Source organism: Campylobacter devanensis (assembly GCF_002139915.1).
Lineage (GTDB): Bacteria > Campylobacterota > Campylobacteria > Campylobacterales > Campylobacteraceae > Campylobacter > Campylobacter devanensis.
Window position 1 is genome coordinate 1 of sequence record NZ_CP018788.1, and the last position, 22,034, is coordinate 22,034.

The window sequence follows — 22,034 nt, forward strand, 5'->3', positions numbered from 1 at the left end:
TTGCTAGGCACAAAAGCGCTTGAAATTTTGGGTCAAGAGATCTCCAAAAGCGAGATGGATAATTACATTTCACGGATTAAATTTAGCGAAAAAGGTTCAAATTCTCAAAGAGTTATTTTTATCGCTCCTAATGAGCTTATAGCCAAATTTATCCAAACAAAATATGCTAATAAACTAGCTAATATCTACGAAGTTCACACAGGTATAAAGCCTGAGGTTTTAATCACAACCCAAAAGGCAAATTTAAGTATAAAATCAAAAGATGTAAATGTAAAAGAAATTAGAAGTCAAAGTTCACTATTAAATCCTAGCTATACATTTGATAACTTCGTTGTTGGCGATTCCAATCAATTTGCATTTATTAGTTCAAAACAAGTTGCAAGCAATCCAGGAAAAGCATATAATCCGCTATTTATCTATGGTTCAACCGGCCTTGGTAAAACACATCTTTTACAATCAATTGGTAATGAGTGCTTAGAACATGGCAAAACGGTTATTTGTATTACAAGTGAGCAATTCACTAGTGATTTTATACGAAATCTAGAAAACCGAACTATGAATAAATTTAAAGAAAAATATCGTAATTGCGATGTTTTACTGATTGATGATGTGCAGTTTTTTCACAAATCAGAAAAAACACAAGAAGAATTTTTTCACACCTTTAATGAAATTCACGCTAAAAAAGGTCAAATAGTAATGACCTCGGACAAACCTCCAAAAATGTTAAAAGATTTTGAAGAGCGTCTAAAAAGTCGATTTGAATGGGGATTAATGGCTGATATTACGCCACCAGAGCTTGATACCAAAATTAGAATTATTAAAACAAAATGTGAATTTGATAAGATAGAACTAAGTGATGATATAATCGAATATATCGCTTCAAATATGGGTGATAATATTAGAGAAATTGAAAGCGCAATTATAAATATTAACGCTTTTGCAAATATTATGCGTCAAGATATCACACTTGAATTTGCCAAAAATGTAATAAAAGATCAGATAAAAGAGAAAAAAGAAGCTATAAGTCTAGAAAATATAATAAAAGATGTAGCACATGAAATGAATATTAAACCAAGTGACATAAAAAGTAAAAATCGTACTAAAAATATCGTAGAAGCTCGTAGAATTTGTATATATCTAGCCAAAACTCTCACTCCAAACTCTATGCCTCAGCTCGCATCACACTTTGGATTAAAAGACCATAGCGCAGTTAGTCACAATATTAAAAAAATTAATAATCTAATGGAAAATGATAGCTATTTTAAAGCTAGATTAGAAGAGTTAAAAAATAAAATATTATCAAAGGAATAGTGAATATGTGTGAAAATTCCCTTCAAAATTTTTCAATAAAATTTACCCAATTTTACGGTGTTTTGTGTAGTTATTCACAAAATCAACAAACCAACTAAAAAGAAAAAATAAATTTAAAAAATAAAGGCAAAAAATGAAAGTTTTAATCAAAAAAAATATTTTAGAATCAATTATCATAAATACAAACCCTTATCTTGATAAAAAAGATCTTAGTTCAATAACATCTCACATATTCATAAATGCAAAAGATTCAATTCTAACAATTAAAGCTACAGATAATGAAATTGGTCTAAGTTATAAAGCCTCAAATGTAAACATAATTGAAGATGGAATAGCTACTGCAAATGGTAAAAAACTTCTTGATATCATAAAAAGCTTAAAAGATGGTGAAGTTATCTTAGAAACAATCCAAAATCATCTATATATAAAACAAAATAACTCAAAATATCGCCTACCTATGCAAAAAGCCGATGATTTCCCAGATTTCCCAACAATAGAAAATAAAAAAAGATTTAATATAAACGCAGCTAACCTAAGCAAAAGCCTTAAAAAAATCACAAATTCAATAGAAAATACAAATTCAAAAATAGAATTAACAGGTGCTTTAATCGATATAAAAAATAGTAATATAAATCTAGTTGGCACTGACACTAAAAGACTTAGCGTTTATACACTTGAAATAGACTCAAAGAGTGAACCATTTAGCATAATAATCCCTAAAAAAGCTATAGTAGAAATCCAAAAAATATTCTATGAAAATATAGAAATTTACTATGATGAAAATATATTTATAGCAATTAGTCAAAATTTTGAATTTTTCACAAAATTAATAAATGGTCGCTATCCAGACTATGAAAGAGTAATCCCAAAAGAGAGTAAAATCAATATAAATTTAAATCGTGAAAAGATGATAGAAGGTATCAAAACAATCTCAATGCTATCTGAAATTATAAAAATCACAATAAATAAAGAAAACATAACATTTGAGAGTATAAATAACGATAATAGCGAAGCAAAAACAGTAATTGAACAAAATTTTGATATAGAAGACAACATTATATTAGGTGTGAAAAATAGATTTATTCTTGATTTCTTATCAAGCATTGAAGATAGTGAATTTACCTTATCATATAATGATGTAGGCCTTCCATTTGTACTTAGCTCTGAAGAGTTAAAAACAGTTATAATGCCTATAAATATTTAAGGATTAAAATGGAAAATTTAGAACAAAAAAAATACGCCGCTGGAAGTATCAAGGTTTTAAAAGGTCTTGAAGCTGTAAGAACACGCCCTGGAATGTATATAGGCGATACAAATATAAATGGCCTTCACCATATGATCTATGAAGTAGTAGATAACTCCATAGATGAGTCAATGGCAGGATATTGCGATACTATCGATATTGAACTTACAAATGAAGGCTCAGCTATAATCACAGATAATGGTAGGGGAATTCCAGTAGATATCCATCCAACTGAGAATATTTCAGCTGCTACTGTAGTTTTAACTGTGCTTCATGCGGGTGGTAAATTTGATAAAGATACATATAAAGTATCAGGCGGACTTCATGGGGTTGGGGTTTCTGTTGTTAATGCATTATCTAAAAAATTGGTTTTGAATATAAAAAGAGATGGAAAACTTCATCGCCAAGAATTTGCCGAAGGCATACCAAAAAGTGATTTAGAAGTTATTAAAACTACTAATAAAACTGGAACTAGCATAGAGTTTTGGCCTGATGATACTATCTTTGAAATAACTAAATTTGATAGAGAAATTTTAGCTAAAAGATTTAAAGAGTTAGCCTATTTAAATCCTAAAATCACTATAAATTTCAAAGACCAAAGAGATGGATTTAAAGAGAGTTATCACTTTGAAGGTGGGCTTGAGAGCTTTGTAACTGATATGAATAAAAGCAACCCAGTAAGCAAAGCTGTGAGTTTTAGCGGTGGCGAAGATGATGTTGTAGTCGATTTTGCTCTACTTTATAATGAGACATATAGTGAGAATTTACTAAGCTTTGTAAATAATATCAAAACCCCTGATGGTGGGACTCACGAAGCTGGATTTAGAGCGGGGCTTACTAGAGCTATTACAAATTACATAACAGCAAATGCTAATGCTCGTGAAAAAGATACCAAAATCACTGGAGATGATATAAGAGAGGGCCTTATAGCTGTTGTAAGTGTCAAAGTCCCAGAACCACAATTTGAGGGTCAAACCAAAAGCAAACTCGGCTCAAGCTATGTCAAACCAATAGTTCAAAAGATAACTTTTGAAGTGCTTTGTAAATATTTTGAAGAAAATCCAAACGAAGCAAAAGCTATCATGAATAAAGCTCTTTTAGCAGCTCGTGGTAGAGAAGCGGCCAAAAAAGCTAGAGATTTAACACGCAAAAAAGATAATTTAAATAGCGTTGGGACACTGCCTGGTAAATTAGCCGATTGCCAAAGCAAAGACCCAAGCGAGAGTGAAATTTATCTTGTTGAGGGTGATTCTGCTGGTGGTTCAGCAAAGCAAGGTAGAGATAGAGTATTTCAAGCTATTTTGCCACTTCGCGGTAAAATTTTAAATGTAGAAAAGAGCAGACTTGATAAAATTTTAAAATCCGAAGAGATAAAAAATATGATAACCGCATTTGGTTGTGGTATTGGGGATGAGTTTGATGCTAGTAAATTAAGATATCATAAAATCATTATTATGACAGATGCTGATGTCGATGGGAGCCATATCCAGACTCTACTTCTTACATTTTTCTTTAGATTTCTTACGCCAATTATAGAAAATGGAAATGTCTATTTAGCCCAGCCGCCACTTTATAGATACAAAAAAGGCAAAAAAGAAATTTATCTAAAAGATGAAAAAGCCCTAAATGAATTCTTAATAGAAACAGGAATTGAAAATGAAGATTTTGAAGGTATTGGCAATAATGATTTGATCGATTATTTAAAGTTAATTAGCGCTTATAGAAGCGTTTTAAATGAGCTTAAAAAGCGTTTTAATCTATTAAGTGCGATTAGATATATGATAGAAAATCCTGATATCATCAGCAAAGATTTTAAAGAGTTATTTGAGATTATAAAAACAGAGCTTGAAACTCAAAATTATAATATCTTAAATTCATATGTCAATGAAGATGAGATTAGAATTTATGTCCAAACTCCAAATGGCCTTGAAGAGTTGATTATAAATGATACTTTATTTGTTAATCCTTTATATATTGAGGCTGTCCATATATATTCTAAGATGAGAGAGCGTGATATTGACCTTAATGGTGATCCATTAGAAGTATTAGAAAATATAGAAAAAAATGCTAAAAAAGGTGCTTATATCCAGCGTTATAAAGGTCTAGGTGAGATGAATCCAGATCAATTATGGGAAACTACCATGAATCCAGAAAATCGCCGTTTGTTAAAGATAGATGTCAAAGATATGCAAAGCGCTAGTGATATATTTGAGCTATTTATGGGTGATGAGGTTGAGCCAAGAAGAGAGTATATCCAAGCTCACGCTAAAGATGTTAAGCATCTAGATGTTTAAGGATAGATATGGAAAATTTAAAATATGGTGAAAAGATTATAGCTGAATTTGATATAGATAAGGATTTTGAGATATGGCCAAATAGTGCTAATAAAGATTATGCGATCAAAATCACTCTACCAGAGTTTGTTTGCTTTTGTCCAAGGAGTGGCTATCCGGATTTTGCTACAATTTATCTAACCTATGTCCCTGATAAATTTGTAGTAGAGTTAAAGGCTCTAAAATTATATATAAATAGCTTTTTAAATCGCCATATAAGTCATGAATCTAGTATAAATGAAATTTACGATACTCTAGATAATAAGCTAAAACCAAAATATCTAAGAGTTGTTGGTGATTTTAATCCAAGGGGCAATGTCCATACGATTATAGAAGTTGATAGCAATATGATAAAAGAGCAAAAATATGACACAAGCTCTATAGTATTTGAAAATACTAGGAAATTTAACTAATGATAAATCCAAAACTTATTGAACATATTTTCAAAGCAGCCAATATATCAAGGTGGAATGACTATCCTAAGATGGTTGAGCTATCAGAGCTAGATAAACAAGCTCATAAATTTATAATAGCATATTTCATCGCAAAGCTTGAAAATGATGTAGATATGCGTTATATAATAGAAGGTGGAGTTTTTGAGTTTTTAAGTAGAGTTGTGGTAACTGATATTCGCCCAGATGTCTTTCATCATATCCAAAAAACCAAAGCTTGTGAGATAAATAACTGGGTTTTGACAAATTTAGAACCATTAATAGAAGATATCGAAGATGGTAAATTTTTAGATAGATTTAAGAGTTATTTAGAAGACAAAGGCCACAAAAAAGAGAGATTAATTTTAAAAGCTGCTAGTTATTTAGCTACTAAGTGGGAATTTAGCATTGTATATCAAACTAGTAAATTTTTAAATGATATCGATGAATTAAAGCAAAAAGTAGATGAAGAGCTAGAAGATTATTATGAATTAATCGGCGTTAGAAAGATCGCTATGAATCAAAAATTAGCTCGCATAGTCGATCTAAGTGGAAGATTAAGATTTCAAAAGCGTTGGGCTCAGACAAATAGAATTCCAGAAACAGCAGTTTTAGGTCATATGCTAGTTGTAGCGATATTTGGCTATTTTTATTCAATCAAAGTTGGAGCAAATTCAAAACGATTAGAAAATAACTTTTATTGTGCTTTGTTCCATGATCTACCTGAGAGCTTAACTCGTGATATTATAAGCCCTGTTAAATATGGTATTGATGGGTTAAATGAGATAATTAGCGATTATGAGATGAGATTAATCGAAGATAAGATTCTTCCATATGTCCCACAAAGTTTTAGAGATGAATTTAGCTATATTTTGGGTGTTAGAAGCGATGATGGGGTCTTTAAAAAAGATGAATTTGAAAATAGAATTTGTCGCACAACTCCACAACCATATCACGGAAGTATGAGTAATGTCAATGATGATGAGTACAATAGCATTGATGGCAAGGCTTTGAAATATTGTGATAGATTAGCTGCTTTTGTCGAGGCTGGACTCTCTATAAGCTATGGTGTTAAAAACAAGGATTTAGTAAGAGGATTTCAAAATATAAGAGCTAAATTCAAAAAAAGCCCAAAAATTGAAGGGGTGGATTTTGATAAAATTTGTAGAGATTTTATGAAAGATTTAGATATAGAAAACCTCTCCCCAGATGACTGCGGCACACACCTATAAAAAGTGCTCTGCTATGTTCCCATCCTGAAGCGGTGCTTTTTAAAAGCATTGCACAGGTCTAAGGAAAGGCGGATGAAATTATATCTATATTTTACTTAAAATAGGATTATGATGAGTTATAAATTACATTTTTTATCTATTTTTCGTGAGCTTTTTGTTCCGCATTATCGATCACTAGAGTTTAGAGCTAAGATTTTTACCGCTATGTTAATTGCTAAAAATAGTATTTTAGATAGTGATTATCAAGAAGTTGAAGAGATAGCAAAAGATATATATGGTGATGATAAAAAGCGAATCCACATTCTAGTCCAAACGGTTAAAGAGTATGTAGAAAAGGCCACTCAAGGCTCTAAATTGAATTTAGATTTATTACTAAAAGATATAGATTATGAATTAAAAATGATAAAAAGATATGTTAAAAAGATTGATTTTGCGCATTTGCGTCGTTTGATGGTTAATAGTGATGAGATAGATGCACATTTTCAACAACAAGTTTATGAGTTTTTTTTAAATGAAGTTAAAATTTATTCACATAGTTAATTAGTTTATATTATATTGCAAATGATATATCTAAATAAAATGGCTCTTTTTGATTTTGTCTTTTAGTTTATTTTCTATTTTTGTTTTTTCTGCTGTGATTTTTATTGTTTCTTTTTCTAAAGTATCAAACATTACATTAAGCGTGAAACTAATTAAGCCCTACAGCCCACTGCCAAAATGGCATTACATTATATGTGATTTTTTCAAATTTAGCTATTTGACTTTGTGAATTTGAGATTATATCTACTTTTTTTAAACCTAGATCATTACAGTGATTGCTTAGTTTTTTAGCTTTTAATATTGCAAGTTCAGATGGCAAAAATGGCAAAATCAAAATCCCATAACTCATATCAGGAATGATAAAATCAATTTGATTGCTATACTTTATCTCTTTTTTTAGCTTTAAAAGTTCGCAAAATACCATATTTGCTATTGTTGCTTTGGGATCTTTGTGTAGACTTAGAGTTGATTTTAGAGCAAAATTGCTAAAATATACCCGTTTTAAAGCGATATTATCGTTGATATTTGAAATAGTTTTTATAAGATTTTGATCTTCTAAATCGGTTATATTTTGATAAAGTTTGTCTTTGCTAAGTTTCATATGAGTTTTTAGAGTTTTGTAAATCTTAAATGAATTTAACGGTTGATGTATAAAATTTGCGATATTTGCTAATATCTTACTATTTAGATCTCCTTTTGATGCTTTTATATGCTTTTGCAAAAATGCCGTAGTTTCAAATTCGCTTAAAAATGGACTAAAAGCCAAATTCCCACGAATCAAAAAGTGGCTAAAAAGCGTTCTAGCTTCATAATTTTTACGATAAAATAGTATAAACTCTTCATAATCCAGCCCGAGTATTTCAAGTTGATTTAATCCATCTATATGCAAAGAATTTAGATCAGTAGAGATGATAATATTATCACAAATAGGCAGTTCTATTTTGGATTTTAGATTCTCAATTGCTAAGGCTTTGATATTTTTGGCCTTGATAAACTCATTTAAGTTATTAAGTTCTATACCAAAACTTCTTATATCATCTAAGTCTATATATAAAAAATTATTAAATTTACTTAAATGATTTAAAATTAATGAGCTTTTGCCGCTTCCATTGGCTCCTTTTAGTAGAATTTTAGAGCCTTCTATGCGTATTTTTCGCTCTAAAAATTCTCTTGATTTTGGCTGGTTTTGATATAAATTTTCTAAGATATTCAAATTTCATCCCCAAATAGCGAAGCCTCAAGTGCTTTTGGTTTAAAACTTTGTCTAGTTAATTTATTTGGGCCATATTTTTGTAGTGCTTCTATATGAGCTTTAACTCCATAGCCTTTATGTTTTGCGTAGCCAAAGTATGGATAAAAGCTATCAAAACGGCACATTTGCAAATCTCTACTAACTTTAGCAATTATACTAGCAGCGCTAACTTGTGGAATTTTAGCATCAGCTTTAATAATTGTCTCAATCCCATCAATACCATAATTACAGTTTCCATCATAGATGATTTGATGTTCTCTAAAGTGAAATTTAATCACCCTTAAAGCTCGTCTTAGACAATTGCTAAGGCCGATTTCATCTATAATTTTATTGTTAAAATATATGGTTACAAATTCACATTGTTGGATTAAGCTTGTATATATTTGTTCTCTTTTTTTAGGGGTTAGCTTTTTAGAATCGGTTAAATTTAACTTACTTAAATCGCTATTAAAAGCACATCCACATACAACTAGCTCACCAGCTAAAGCGCCTCTACCAGCTTCATCAACACCGCAAATTTTAGTCAATATTTCTCCTTTTTAACACTGAGTGAATAAGTGCTAAGGCGATAAATAGCATACTAGCTGTGCCAGTTATAATCTCACTAACTTCGTAAAAAATTTTAATAAACATTATCACTGCTAGAGCTAAAATCGCATAATGTGCACCGTGTTCAAGATAGATAAAACTCTCAAGTATCTTTTTACGAACCATATAGATAGTAAGACTTCTTACAAACATAGCTCCAATACCAAGCCCAATCATAATAATAAAAATATCTTGACTCATTGCAAAAGCTCCAATAACCCCATCAAAGCTAAAGCTAGCATCTAAAATTTCAAGATATAAAAAACCCATTATCCCGCTTTTAATTCCACTTGTATTAAATATCTCATCAAACATCCCTAGCCCTAAATACAGCACTATAGCACTAAAATATGCGATGGCATAGGTAGAATTTTGGGTTAGCATAATTAGGATTATTCCAGTTAAAATAGCAATAAAAAGAGTTATATTTTGAGATTTTGAAAGGGTTTTAATTAAATGATTATCCTCTAAAAATCTAATCCATTTTGTCTCTTTTTCTTCAAAAAAGAATGATAAAAATACCATTAGTAAAAATCCGCCACCAAAGATATAAATTTGATTTTTATTACTATGTAGAGCGTGATGATACTCATCTGGATTATTTAGTGCTAAATTTAGCGTCTGTAGCATCCCCATATCAGAAGCAATTGATACAATAAGAATTGGAAATAAAAATCTCATTCCAAAGACAGCAATAGGAATTCCATAGATGATAAATCGCCTTTGCCATACTTGAGACATATGACGTAAAATTCTAGCATTTACCACAGCATTATCAAAGCTTAAGCTAACTTCAAGAATAATTAATAAAATACAGATATAAACAGCAACAAATCCACCTAAAAAATATGCTGCTACTAGACCTAAGATTGTTAAAATAAATGATGAATAGAAGTATTTCATGATTTAAAAAATAGCCTAGAAACTGCTAACTCACTAGCTGCAGATTTCAAATTTTCTTTAGCATCACTTTTGCTGATATTTGGAAAAATCGCACGCATCTCTACATTAATTGGTGTACGATTAAAGTTTTCATTAAGCACAGAAAGGATTATATTTTTGTATTTACTAGCTTGATTAAATGGCGAATTATTCTCATCGATATTGTCTAAAGATTTCCAGTTTTTAACCTCTATTATATAAATTCCAAGCATTGGGTGAATAAGTAAAATATCAATTTCGTAAATTATATTGGCATTTTGAAATTTAGCTTTTGGTATTAGGTAGTAGTTTTCATTGCTATGTTGTAAGATTGATATTAAAGATTTAATTACTATCTCTTCGCCTTTTAGATATTTAACTAGAAATTTTTCTATATTAATAATCCCCATACTGCTCCTTTGAGTAAGTTATAATTAAAGAATTTAAATCTTAAATTAGATCTGAATTTAGTTTACCGCATACTCAAATGCCCCAAAGGGGCTAGATTATCTAAGTGTTAGCGTATATCCATTGCCGCTTTGTCGGATAGCGTAATGATAGTTACCATCTAGGGATAAAACCACTCTATAATAATCCTTATGAGCCCCGATTGTAGCTTTTTTTAGTGGGCCTTTTTGAACCTTTATACTTTGAGTTGAAAACTCGCTACCTCTTTTAAAATCCATAACGATTTTATCAGGTTTATTAATGATAAAGTCTCTAAACATTTGATCTTTTGTGATTATTTCAATTTTAGAAGCAAATATATCAAATTTGATAAAATCCATAAATGCTATACTTTTTAGCGGTGGTTCTATTTTTGGTAGGACACTAAGCGGTTTTGGTGTAGCTTGTTTGGCTACTGCTTGTTTAGTCTGTTCATTTGTGGTAGTTACTGAGACATCTAAAGATGGAGTAGTCTCGCTACTTACTGGTGGCTGAGATAAGATAATTATATCATCGTGCCAATCAAAACTAGCATTAATATCAATACTTTTTTGTTTTATGCTACCATCTACTGATTTATAACTAAATGTTGCTGTGACAATCTCTCTAGCATCGCTTGGAAATTTAGCTACAACTCTATTTAATTTTGGCGGGTTTTCACTAATATTAGTTGAATCTAGTGTAGTAACATTAATATCATCTGGGGTAAATGGATTTTCTCTAGCTACGAGTGCTAAAACGCAGCTTGATATTAAAATAATCTTTTTCATTTTTTACTCACTTGTAACTATCTGGATCGAGTCCGATTAGCTCGAAATACTCTTTTTGTAGAGCTGAATTTAACTCTTGGTATTTTTTTACCTCGTTACTTAGGGCAGATTTTTGCTCTTTTAAATCATATAAAACACTAGCTGAGCGACTTCCAAAGAATACATTTCCTACATATACTGCAAATAGTATAGTAACAAATATTAGCAGTGAATATGCGATAATTTTTCTAATGGAGCTAGATTTTTTACTCTCTAACTCAGCTAGGATAGGGTTCAAATTTTATCGCCTAGATATTCGCTAGTTTCGCACTCGATTTCTAGTAAGCGATTGTATTTAGCATTTCTTTCGCTTCTACTAGTTGCACCAGTTTTAATCTCGCCAGTATTTAAGGCTACAGCAAAATCAGCAATAAAACTATCTTCGCTCTCTCCACTTCTATGACTCATAATGCAGCGATAGCCATTTCTTTGTGCTAGTCTTACTGTCTGCATTGTTTGGCTTACTGTGCCTATTTGATTTGGCTTGATTAATACTGCGTTTGCGATACCTTTTTGAATTCCCTCTTTTAGGATTTTTTCATTTGTTACAAATAGATCATCGCCTACTAATTGAACCTTGCTACCTAGTTTATCAGTTAGGATTTTCCAGCCAGCCCAGTCATCTTCGCTTAGGCCATCTTCGATTGAGAAGATTGGATATTTTTCACATAATGCGGCGTATTTTTCTACCATTTGTTCACTTGTAAATTCTTTACCTTCAAGTTTATAAACCTTACCATCATAAAGTTCGCTAGCAGCAACATCTAAAGCTAGTTTAATCTGCTCGTTTGGCTTATATCCAGCTTTTATAATAGCTTGCATAATTAGTTCAAGTGGTTCTTCATTATCTTTTAAATTTGGAGCAAATCCACCCTCATCACCTACTGCAGTACTATGTCCAGCATCATTTAGTAGTTTTTTAAGTGTTTGATAAATTTCAGCTGCAGCACGAAGCGCATCGCTAAATTTATCAAAACCAAATGGCATAATCATAAACTCTTGAAAATCAACGCTATTATTAGCATGCGCCCCACCGTTTATGATATTAAACATCGGAACTGGTAAAATAGTAGCATTTGCTCCACCAAGATATCTATATAATGGAAGTTTGCGTGAATTTGCTGCTGCTCTAGCTACTGCCATAGATACACCAAGAGCTGCGTTAGCACCGATTTTGCTAAAATTTTCAGTACCATCTAGGGCAATTAACGCATCATCAATTGCTTTTTGATTTAAAGCATCTTTACCACATAACTCTTCAGCTATCATTGAATTTACATTTTTAATAGCTTTTAAAACGCCTTTACCACCAAATGCATCACCACCATCTCTAAGTTCTAAAGCCTCTCTTTTACCTGTGCTTGCACCGCTTGGGACGATTGCTGAACCGGTACTACCATCACATAGCGTTACAAATGCTTTGATTGTTGGATTTCCACGACTATCTAAAACTTCAATTGCTCTTACATCTTTAATTACTGGCATTACTCTTCCTCACTTTCATTCTCATCATCACCGCTACTCATCATGCTATCACCTATATTTTCACGGATTTTAGCTGTTATCTCATCAGCTATATTTAAATTCTCTTTTAAAAACGCTTTTGCATTCTCTCTACCTTGACCTAGTTTTGTGCTTTCATAGCTAAACCAGGCGCCGCTTTTATCGATTATATCAAGTTTTACACCATAATCTATAATTTCACCTTCTTTACTAATTCCTTCGCCAAACATTATATCAAATTCAGTCACTCTAAATGGTGGAGCAACCTTATTTTTAACCACTTTAACCTTAACTCTATTTCCAATTGGCTCTTCACTTTGTTTTAATGTGGCGACTTTTCTTACATCTAAGCGGACTGAAGCGTAGAATTTAAGTGCATTACCACCTGTTGTAGTCTCTGGAGTACCATATCCCATAGCGCCGATTTTCATACGAATTTGGTTGATAAAGACAACTGTGGTTCCCATTTTATGGACGACACCAGTAAGTTTTCTTAGGGCTTGACTCATTAGTCTTGCTTGAAGTCCTACATGCTGGTCTCCCATATCGCCTTCTATTTCGCTTTTTGGTGTTAGAGCTGCGACACTATCTACTATGATTAGATCTACTGCACCACTTCTAGCTAGAGTCTCAACAATATCAAGCGCTTGTTCACCAAAATCTGGCTGAGAGATGTAAAGATTATCAGTATCTATGCCTAGATTTTTAGCATATTTAACATCTAATGCGTGTTCTGCATCGACAAAGGCACAAACTCCACCATTTTTTTGACATTCAGCAATTAGATGAAGAGTCAGAGTTGTCTTACCGCTACTTTCAGGACCGTAAATTTCGATGATTCTACCACGAGGAATACCACCTATGCCAAGTGCAATATCAAGTCCGATTGATCCAGTTCCAATAGCATCAATTGGCTCAATTTCCTTATCGCCAAGCCTAAGAACAGTACCTTTACCAAAGGCTTTATCAATCTGTTTAAGGGCTAAATCAAGGCTTTTTTTCTTATTTTCGTCCATTATTTTCCTTGTTTTTTGGTTATGCAAATGCTGGTATTTTATCTTAAAAAAGCTAATATGCTAATAAAATTTACTAAATTTGAGATTTAAATTTTTATAAATTCAAGTTTTTGTGTAGTTTGTTTTCTTAATTATTATAAATCAACTTTTAGTATAATATATCACTAGTAGAAGAGTTGCTAACTCTAGGTTATTTTTTTAATCCCTTAAACAGCTTCATCCACTGCTTCATTACCACCTCTTTGCTAAATTTATTTTTGACTATCTCTTTGCTTTTTTCGCCCATTTTGGCTCTTAGATTCTCATCTTGCATTAATATTTTTAGTTTATTAGCATATTCATCTAGATTATTATCTTCTATCAAAAATCCGCTTTTTTCATCTTCTATTATATCGCTTGGGCCTGTGGCGATATCAAAGGCTATGGTTGGCAAGGCATAAGACCCCGCCTCTATAAGAACCATAGGAAGACCTTCAAAGTGGCTTGCCATAGCATATATACTAGCGCTTAGATACTCACTCTCTACATCTTTAGTAAATGGTTTTAAGATTATAGAGTTAGATAAATTTAGATTTTCTATCTTAGTTTTTATCTGCTCTTTTAGATCGCCATCACCTACAATGTGTAGCTTCCAATCATTAAATTCCCCACTATCTTGGATTAATTTCCATATGTCGATTAAGCGTAAAAAGCCCTTTTGATTGGTTTTTTCTATGCGCCCCATTGAGAGCACGACTTTTTGAGAGTAATTGGTGTTTGAATTTGGGATATTTGGGATGAAATTTGGGATTAAAAATATATTTTTATGATGGCTTTGCCAAAAGCCAATCTCTTTAGAGGCTATAAGTACTATAGAATCAAAATAGTTATATCTAGCCAGGTAGCGTCCTTTTGAAGTTATGTGGATGATTTTTAGATATTTTGTATTTTTATTTTTAAATAGCGGAAAATGCGGTGAGTTATTGAAAATCACAAAATCCTTATCTTTGAAATCACGCTTTAAGATATAGCTCTCAATAAATTTATAAAAGATTTTATAGAAGAAATTTTTACGCTTATCATCAAAAGATTTATCGTGTAAATATCTTAATTTCACTCTACTATCAAGCTCAAAAGCTTCATTTATCCCGCCTTTATAAAAGCTTAAAATCTCCACATCTAGCCCAGAGGCCGCATAAGCATTTGCTAGATTAGTTACAACTCTTTCAGCGCCGCCTTTTATAGTGATATCGCCTATTGTTAGCAATACTTTTATCGCCATTTGACTCTCTTTTCTTTGATGGTGTTTAGGTAAATTTGGTGATTTGATTCTAGCATTTTTCTGCTGTTTTCAGCGTGATAGAGATGATATGCAATTCCAAAAAATTTAAGCCTTCTAAGCTCTCCGCCACTAAATAAAAATCTCGCCACAAACTCAGAATCCTCCCTACCCCAGCCGATGAAATTCTCATTAAATCCGCCGATCTCATCGCAATCAATTTTATAAAAGCTCATATTACAACTTCTAATTCCTTTGATGAAATCTCGCTTTTTAAAGAAACTTGCTTCTATGCCTGAGCTTTTGTAGATGAGTTTTGAGAGTATGGAATTTCGCTTGGATTTAAGAGTTTTAAACTCGCTCACATACCCTCCCCCATTTATCAATAAATCAGTTTGACTCTTATCCAAAACCACTCTTGAGCCTTGTAAAAGCTGCTTTTGCTTGGCGAATTTGAGATGATCTAAAATAAAATTTCTATCTAAAACCATATCGCCATCAATGATTATGATATACTCGCTAGTTGCGATATTTATAGCTTTATTGCGAATTTGACCCGCTCTAAAGCCCTTATCTTCTTGCCAAATATGCTTTAACTCACAAGGGAAAATCGCCCTAAATTTCTCAATCAAATTCTTTGTAGCTACGCCACTTCCATCATCAGCGACCAAGACTTCATTAGGCAAATAATCTAAGTTTAAAATACTTTTTAAGACCTGCTCTAAATATTTTTCGCTATTATAAGTGGTGATGATTAGGCTCACGCTTGGCATTTGGTGATTTAGCTCATAGAGCTTGGCATACTTAAAAAACGCCCCAAGAGCATTACAAAGGCTAATCACAAAGCCCTTATAACCATACAAAAATCCCTTTTTAAAGGCGTAATCACGGATGAATTTCCAGACGCTATGTAGCACGGCTTTGCTGATAGTGCTATTTTTGGCTCTATTTTGTATTGCATAAAGGGTGGAGTATTTTTGCATCTTTTCTATAAGTGTGCTGATATCATCATAAGCGTAATGCCTTAATCCATTTTTAAGTTTTATTATATTTAAATTTTTGGCTTCCAGGCTCTCATGGACGAAATTAGAATTAAATTTGGTTTGAGTTTTATTAAATAGCCTTAGGACAAAATCCGGATACCATCCACACGCCTTTATCCACTCGCCTTTATAGAGATTTTTCCTAGGTAGGGCGTAGATATTTTGGGGATTTAGATCTAAATTTGCTATCTCATCAAGAGCTTGATATTCCAAAACCTCATCGCTATCAATGCTAAAAATCCAATCATTATTAGCGTAATTTATCGCTAAATTTTTAAGCGGCCCAAAACCGATAAATTCACTAGAATAAATTTTCAAATTATTAAATTTAGCTTTAAATTCATTAGCGATTTTTAAGGTATCATCGCTACTTTGATTATCAAGCAAGATAATCTCATCAAAGCTTTTTAAGGATTCTAAGCACTCTTTAATGGTATTTTGGGCGTTTTTGACTAGGATACAAACGCTAATCTTGGTACTAAGTTTCATATATTCCTCTAAATATTTAGGGTTTTGTATCTGCTTTTTAGTGCCGATATGAATTTATCAATTTGCAAATTTAGATGTTTCATATCTGAACTATTATCAATTACGAAATTAGCTAGACGGAGCTTCTCGTCGATTGATATTTGCGAATTTAATCTAGCCTTGGCCTCATTTAAACTAATCCCATCTCGTAGCATTATGCGTTCTAAACAGATTGGCTCAAGTGCATAAACCACACAAACATTCTCAAACTCATTATAAGCTGGCGCACTCTCAAAATATAAAGGTAGATCAACTAAATATGGTTTTTCTTTCTCTTCAAGTTCGCTAGCACTATCAAAAATTTGTTTTCTAATAAGCGGATGGAGCATATTCTCAAGCCTTTTTTTAGCATTTTCATCGCTAAAAACTAGCTTACCAAGGCGCTTTCTATCAACCTTTTTATCACTTATAAATTCATTGCCAAATTCATTAGCGACTCTCTCCCAGCACTCATCTAAAAGCTCATGTGCAATCTCATCAGCATCAATTACGCTAAAGCCATAAACTCTAAGTAGATTTACAACTGTGCTTTTGCCACTACCAATAACCCCAGTAATTACTATAGCATTTTTAAATTTACTCAATGGAAGCTATGACCTCTACTTCTACTTTTACACCCTTTGGCAATTCTTTTACCGCTACAGCACTTCTAGCTGGATATGGCTCACTGAAAAACTCGGCATAAATTTCATTCATTTGGGCAAATTCAGATATATCAGTTAAAAATACAACTGTTTTAACAATATTTTTATAACTTAAATTTAGCTCTTCTAAGATCCCGCCTACATTTTTCAAAGCTTGGGTTGTTTGGGCTTTGATATCGCTTCCTACTACCTCACCACTAGCTGGATCTAGCGGGATTTGACCGCTACAATATACTAAATTTCCAACCACTCTATAAGCACTATATGGGCCAATTGCTTTTGGATAATTTGACATTTTATTTCCTTAAATGAAGTTTGGCTATATTAGCATAAAATAAGTTCAAATTTGCTAAAATCAGCCAAATTTTAGCTACAAAAGGATCTATTATGCAAGATTATGAAGGGTTTTATAAGGCCGCTTTTAAACTCTTTGATGGTAGAGTTTATAAAGATTATTTACGCCGATTTTGCTATGGTGTGGAGGCCTCTTGCTACTCATATATACCAAAGCTAGTTTTAATGCTAAAAAGCGAAAAAGAGATTATAAAGGCTTTTGAGCTATCTCGTAAATTCAACACTCCACTATGTTTTAGGGGTGCTGGGACTAGTCTAAGCGGTCAAAGCTCGTGCGATACGGTGCTAGTTTGTTTGGATTTTAGCTGGGATCATATGAAGGTTAGTAGAGATGCTAACTCTATAAATTTAGGTTGTGGGGTTATCGGCGAAAATGCCAATAAAGCCCTAAAACCGCTAGGCAAAAAGATCGGTCCCGATCCTGCTACTATCGCTGCGGCGCAAATTGGTGGAATTGTCAATAACAATTCAAGCGGAATGTGCTGTGGGGTCAAGCAAAACTCATATAACACGCTAAAATCCATTAGAGTGATTTTAGGTGATGGAACTATCCTTGATAGCTCTGATGCCCTAAGCGTGGCTAGTTTTAGAAATAGCCACAAAGATTTAATAGAGCAAATTCTAAATTTACGCTCTCAAATCCTAGCTGATACTGAGCTTTGTGAGCTTATAAGGCGAAAATATAAGATCAAAAACACAACTGGCTATAGCATTAATGCCCTTTTAGATTATAGCGACCCAATTGATATTATCACTCATCTATTTATCGGTAGTGAGGGGACTTTGGGTTTTGTAAGTAGCGTAGAATTAGAGTGCGTGGATGATGAGAAATTCAAAGCTTGTGCACTTTTGTTTTATGATGATATCTTAAAAGCGGCTAAGGTTGTGGAGATTTTGGCTAAATTTGAAAACGAGATCTCTAGTGCGGAGATTATGGATTATGGCTCACTTAAGGCTGCTTCTAAATTCAAAGGCGTGAGCGAGATTTTGCCTGATATTAAAGATGGTGAAGTCTGTATTTTAATCCAGAGCCAAAACAACTCTCAAGATAGATTAAATGAGCAAATTCAAAAGATAAAAGATGCGATAAAAGATTATTCAACTAGTCAAGAGATGAAATTTAGCTTTGATGAGAGTGAATTTGCTAATTGGTGGAAGATTAGAAAAGGGATATTTCCTATCGCTGCTACGGCTAAAAGGCCTGGAAGTAGCGTAATCACAGAAGATATATGCTTTGAGATTAAAGATCTTGGAGAGGGGATTAAAAGCCTTCAAGAGCTATTTAAAAAGCATGGATTTGAAGATAGCGCTATAATTTTTGGCCACGCATTAGCGGGTAATTTACACTTTATAATCACGCCTGATTTAAACCAAAATAGCGAATTTGAGAGTTTTGCGAATTTGGTTGAAGATATGTCTTTGATGGTTTCAAATTTCGGCGGAAGTATCAAGGCCGAACATGGCACCGGTAGGATGGTAGCGCCATTTGTAGAGCTAGAGTGGGGAGCAAAAGCTTATGCCATAAATAGAAAAATCAAAGAGATTTTTGACCCACACACTCTAATAAACCCCGATGTAATCATCACAGATGACAAAGAGATATACAAAAAAAATATCAAGCAATCAGCCATTATAGGAAATGAATTTGATGATTGTGTGGAGTGTGGATTTTGTGAGAAAAACTGCCCATCTAATAAGCTAACTCTAAGCCCACGCCAAAGAATAGCCCTAAAAAGAGAGATACAAAGACTAGGGGCTTTGAGTGATAAAGCTAGCAAAAAGCTATTAAAAGAGCTAAAAGATGGAGCCAAATACTTCTTAAATGAGAGTTGCGCAGCCTGTTCTATGTGCGAAGAGCTATGCCCTGTAGGTATAAATACAGCAAACCTAGCCCTAAACGAACGCAAAGTAAATGCTAGTGATTTTAGCAAAAAAACTGCTGAGTTGGCTAAATCAAACTTCTCTTTAGCTCTAAATGGAGCCAAATTTGCCCTATCAGCTGCAAATTTACTAAACTCAAATTCAATTCGCAAACTCTCTTTTAAAGCTAATTTAGCTATAAAAACTCCGGTTCTTAAAGAGTATCTACCAAGAAAAAATAGCTATAAACTGCGTGATAAAAATTATGGCTTTGATGAGAGTGTGGTATATTTCTCAAGTTGTCTAAATAGAGCCTTTGCCCCAAATCAAAATCTAAATGACAAACGCCCTATCCAAGAGGTATTTGAATCACTATGTAAAAAAGCTAAGATAAATGTGATATATCCGCAGCAAATCAGCGATATGTGTTGTGGGAAAGTTTTTACCAATTATCCAGATACAAAAGAGCTAAATAGAGCTAAAAATATAGATATTTTAAGAGAGGCTACAAACGAGGGTAAATATCCTGTGGTGATAGATCACGGCGCTTGCTCTTATGAGCTGATAAAATCGCTTAAAGATAGATTTGACATTTATGATTTGAGCGAGTATTTACTTAAATTTATCTCTACAAGACTTTCTATTGTCCCAATAAATGACACAATAGGACTATATACAATGTGTGCTAGTAAAAAACTTGGACTTGAAAATACTATGATGAGTTTAGCTAAGCTTTGCACTAAAGGGCAAGTTATAGTCCATAGCGATACTGCATGTTGTGGTTTTGCTGGGTATAAAGGGTTTTTTACCCCGCAACTTAACTTACACGCCACTACTAAATTTAAGAGATTTTATCAAAATAGTGCAGTAAATATAGGATTTAGCAACTCTAGCACCTGTGAAATCGGGCTAAGCGAGGCAAGTGGATTTAGCTGGCAGCATATTGCTTATTTACTAGATAGTGTTAGCATTAGCCAAAAATAAGTTCAAATAGTGTAAAATCACGAAATTTAAAAGAGGTGAAAAATGATAAGTTATAAAGACGCAGGTGTAGATATAGATGCTGGAAATAGCTTTGTTGAGGGGATTAAACCATTTGTTAAATCGACTCTAACTCCAAATGTAATAGGTGGAATAGGATCATTTTCTGGAGCATTTAGACTTCCAAGCGGATATAATAAACCAACTCTTCTAGCTGCAACCGATGGTGTAGGAACAAAACTTCGCCTAGCAATAGATAGCGGTAAATTAGATAGTGTGGGGATTGATCTAGTTGCAATGTGCGTCAATGATTTAATATGTAATTTTGCTACTCCGATGTTTTTTTTGGATTACTATGCAACTGGTAAATTAGATATCAACTCAGCCAAAGAAGTAGTAAGCGGTATCGCCAAAGGATGCGTAATAGCCAAATGCGCTCTAATAGGTGGCGAAACGGCTGAGATGCCAAGTATGTATAGCTCAGGGGATTTTGATCTAGCGGGATTTGCTGTGGGTGTGGCTGAAGAAGATGAGATCGATAGGAGTAAATTTGTAAATGAAGGCGATATCTTAGTAGCGTTGCCAAGCTCAGGCCTTCACTCAAATGGCTTTTCATTAGCAAGGGCTGTAATTAAAAAAGAGAAGTTAAATTTGGGTAGTGAATTTGAGGGTAAGACGCTTTTAGAGACACTTTTAGAGCCTACTAGAATTTATGTAGATGAGTTTTTACGCCTTAAAGATAGTATAAATGCAATGGCTCATATAACTGGTGGCGGTATAGTCGAAAATCTCCCTAGAGTCTTGCCAAATGGACTTGGCGCAAAGATCCAAAGAAGTGCTATCAAAACGCCAAAAATCTTTGAATTAATCGCCAAAAGTGTAGAACAAAGCGAGATGGATAGAACGTTTAACTGCGGTGTAGGAATGGTATTAGTAGTGCCAAATGATAAAGTTGATTATGTATTAGCTAATAGTGATGGGTATATAATTGGCCAGATTATCAAAGGTAGTGGCGTAGAGATGTTGTAGGCTTTGTGATTATTTATTATGCGCTATCACAAAGTATTAATATTAAGGCAATTTTTGGTAAAAAGCATTTTTAAATTCCAAATTTTGTCTTTTTTAAAATGTTTTTAACAGATGAGCATTGTAAATGAATTTGCATTCACAATGATTAAAGAACGCAAAAATAAAACTTAGGTCAAGTATATTTATCTATTCTTTTGTCATCTGCATTATTTTGGTTTGTGCTAAATATTTTCATTTTATCATTGTTAATTTGAAATTTCATATTAAATACTCCTTTAGCATACCAAACACACATTTTGTGTTGTTGAGTTTGGTTTAATAAATCGCTTCTTTTTGCATTTATTAAAAACTTGCAATGATAAATATTTGTTAATCGCACCAAGTGGGCAAGATCTATAATTTGAGGCTTAAAAATTTGATCAAATGACATTAAAACAAATATATCGCAATTAAATTTAGTAATCATAGCTAAAATTCGGGCGAATTAATATCGCAATCTCTAAAAAGCTCCTATACCATAATCAGCAGCAAATTTAGCTAAAATTTTATCATCTGAGCCACGCCTAACGCATATAAAACGAATCTGCATATTCGGATCATTTGCGATTATTTTAAATGCGTTATGCGACCAAATACCATCGGCAAAATAGCCAATATTTAGTATTTTATTTTGGGCTTGACCCCCCCCAGTCTCCATTAGAACTTCCTAAA

At 32.9% G+C, this 22,034-nt stretch carries 20 protein-coding genes, 1 other RNA gene and 1 pseudogene; 8 read left to right on the forward strand and 14 right to left on the reverse strand.

Annotated elements, in window-relative coordinates; genetic code table 11:
• From dnaA to CIGN_RS00025, 5 genes and pseudogenes are all read left to right on the forward strand, one after another.
• Positions 1-1,311, forward strand: coding sequence for a chromosomal replication initiator protein DnaA (gene dnaA, locus CIGN_RS00005; protein WP_086225244.1), 1,311 nt, complete (start codon positions 1-3; stop codon positions 1,309-1,311).
• Positions 1,312-1,444: 133 nt separating this feature from the next.
• Positions 1,445-2,515 carry a DNA polymerase III subunit beta gene (gene dnaN, locus CIGN_RS00010; RefSeq protein ID WP_086301880.1) on the forward strand — a complete coding sequence of 357 codons (1,071 nt, stop codon included), beginning with the start codon at positions 1,445-1,447 and terminating at the stop codon, positions 2,513-2,515.
• Positions 2,516-2,523: 8 nt separating this feature from the next.
• Positions 2,524-4,848, forward strand: coding sequence for a DNA topoisomerase (ATP-hydrolyzing) subunit B (gene gyrB / locus CIGN_RS00015; RefSeq protein ID WP_086301881.1), 2,325 nt, complete (start codon positions 2,524-2,526; stop codon positions 4,846-4,848).
• A gap of 8 nt (positions 4,849-4,856) precedes the next feature.
• On the forward strand, positions 4,857-5,300 hold the full coding sequence (gene queF, locus CIGN_RS00020) for a preQ(1) synthase (protein WP_086301882.1): 444 nt from the start codon (positions 4,857-4,859) through the stop codon (positions 5,298-5,300).
• Positions 5,300-6,499 (forward strand): annotated as a pseudogene (locus CIGN_RS00025) (HD domain-containing protein); the annotation flags it as partial. The gene queF and the pseudogene CIGN_RS00025, both read left to right, overlap by 1 nt.
• Positions 6,500-6,517: 18 nt before the next feature.
• Here the strand turns inward: CIGN_RS00025 and ffs are convergent.
• An RNA gene (ffs, locus tag CIGN_RS00030) (signal recognition particle sRNA small type) lies at positions 6,518-6,615 on the reverse strand.
• Positions 6,616-6,661: 46 nt separating this feature from the next.
• Between ffs and CIGN_RS00035 the strand changes: the two genes are divergently transcribed.
• Positions 6,662-7,090 carry a hypothetical protein gene (locus CIGN_RS00035; RefSeq protein ID WP_086232617.1) on the forward strand — a complete coding sequence of 143 codons (429 nt, stop codon included), beginning with the start codon at positions 6,662-6,664 and terminating at the stop codon, positions 7,088-7,090.
• 148 nt (positions 7,091-7,238) lie between these two features.
• On the opposite strand, the gene CIGN_RS00040 is transcribed toward CIGN_RS00035, so the two are convergent.
• From CIGN_RS00040 to CIGN_RS00095, 12 genes are all read right to left on the reverse strand, one after another.
• A complete protein-coding gene (locus CIGN_RS00040; protein ID WP_086301883.1) occupies positions 7,239-8,303 on the reverse strand; it encodes an ATP-binding protein in 1,065 nt (354 codons plus the stop codon).
• Positions 8,300-8,869: a ribonuclease HII gene (gene rnhB, locus CIGN_RS00045; RefSeq protein ID WP_086233602.1), complete on the reverse strand. Its 570-nt coding sequence runs from the start codon at positions 8,867-8,869 to the stop codon at positions 8,300-8,302. The genes CIGN_RS00040 and rnhB overlap by 4 nt, the downstream gene beginning before the upstream one ends.
• On the reverse strand, positions 8,862-9,833 hold the full coding sequence (locus CIGN_RS00050; RefSeq protein ID WP_086301884.1) for a DUF475 domain-containing protein: 972 nt from the start codon (positions 9,831-9,833) through the stop codon (positions 8,862-8,864). The genes rnhB and CIGN_RS00050 overlap by 8 nt, the downstream gene beginning before the upstream one ends.
• Positions 9,830-10,261 (reverse strand): nuclease-related domain-containing protein, encoded by a 432-nt coding sequence (locus tag CIGN_RS00055; RefSeq protein ID WP_086301885.1) that lies wholly within the window; start codon positions 10,259-10,261, stop codon positions 9,830-9,832. Before CIGN_RS00055 ends, CIGN_RS00050 begins: the two co-directional genes overlap by 4 nt.
• Before the next feature lie 96 nt (positions 10,262-10,357).
• Complete coding sequence (locus CIGN_RS00060; RefSeq protein ID WP_086225235.1) at positions 10,358-11,068, reverse strand: AMIN domain-containing protein; 711 nt, start codon at positions 11,066-11,068, stop codon at positions 10,358-10,360.
• Between the two features lie 7 nt (positions 11,069-11,075).
• Positions 11,076-11,345 (reverse strand): hypothetical protein, encoded by a 270-nt coding sequence (locus CIGN_RS00065; RefSeq protein WP_086225234.1) that lies wholly within the window; start codon positions 11,343-11,345, stop codon positions 11,076-11,078.
• Positions 11,342-12,592 (reverse strand): phosphopyruvate hydratase, encoded by a 1,251-nt coding sequence (gene eno, locus CIGN_RS00070; protein ID WP_086301886.1) that lies wholly within the window; start codon positions 12,590-12,592, stop codon positions 11,342-11,344. The genes CIGN_RS00065 and eno overlap by 4 nt, the downstream gene beginning before the upstream one ends.
• Positions 12,592-13,626, reverse strand: coding sequence for a recombinase RecA (gene recA, locus CIGN_RS00075; RefSeq protein ID WP_086225985.1), 1,035 nt, complete (start codon positions 13,624-13,626; stop codon positions 12,592-12,594). The genes eno and recA overlap by 1 nt, the downstream gene beginning before the upstream one ends.
• Positions 13,627-13,816: 190 nt before the next feature.
• Positions 13,817-14,881, reverse strand: coding sequence for a glycosyltransferase family 4 protein (locus tag CIGN_RS00080; protein ID WP_086303177.1), 1,065 nt, complete (start codon positions 14,879-14,881; stop codon positions 13,817-13,819).
• Entirely contained in the window at positions 14,878-16,416 is a 1,539-nt protein-coding gene (locus CIGN_RS00085) for a glycosyltransferase family 2 protein (RefSeq protein ID WP_086301887.1), read from the reverse strand. Before CIGN_RS00085 ends, CIGN_RS00080 begins: the two co-directional genes overlap by 4 nt.
• An 8-nt stretch (positions 16,417-16,424) precedes the next feature.
• Entirely contained in the window at positions 16,425-17,039 is a 615-nt protein-coding gene (gene coaE, locus CIGN_RS00090; protein WP_086301888.1) for a dephospho-CoA kinase, read from the reverse strand.
• Positions 17,032-17,394, reverse strand: a complete 363-nt coding sequence (locus CIGN_RS00095) for a RidA family protein (RefSeq protein ID WP_086225229.1) — start codon at positions 17,392-17,394, stop codon at positions 17,032-17,034. Before CIGN_RS00095 ends, coaE begins: the two co-directional genes overlap by 8 nt.
• A 92-nt stretch (positions 17,395-17,486) precedes the next feature.
• Here CIGN_RS00095 and CIGN_RS00100 point away from each other — a divergent pair, with 92 nt between their 5' ends.
• Complete coding sequence (locus tag CIGN_RS00100) at positions 17,487-20,297, forward strand: FAD-binding and (Fe-S)-binding domain-containing protein (RefSeq protein ID WP_086301889.1); 2,811 nt, start codon at positions 17,487-17,489, stop codon at positions 20,295-20,297.
• A gap of 42 nt (positions 20,298-20,339) precedes the next feature.
• The gene (gene purM / locus CIGN_RS00105; RefSeq protein ID WP_086228600.1) at positions 20,340-21,323 is read left to right on the forward strand and encodes a phosphoribosylformylglycinamidine cyclo-ligase; all 984 of its coding nucleotides are present in this window, start codon (positions 20,340-20,342) and stop codon (positions 21,321-21,323) included.
• Between the two features lie 499 nt (positions 21,324-21,822).
• Here purM and CIGN_RS00115 read toward each other — a convergent pair whose 3' ends face one another.
• Positions 21,823-22,020: a hypothetical protein gene (locus tag CIGN_RS00115; RefSeq protein ID WP_086301891.1), complete on the reverse strand. Its 198-nt coding sequence runs from the start codon at positions 22,018-22,020 to the stop codon at positions 21,823-21,825.
• Positions 22,021-22,034: the final 14 nt, after the last annotated feature.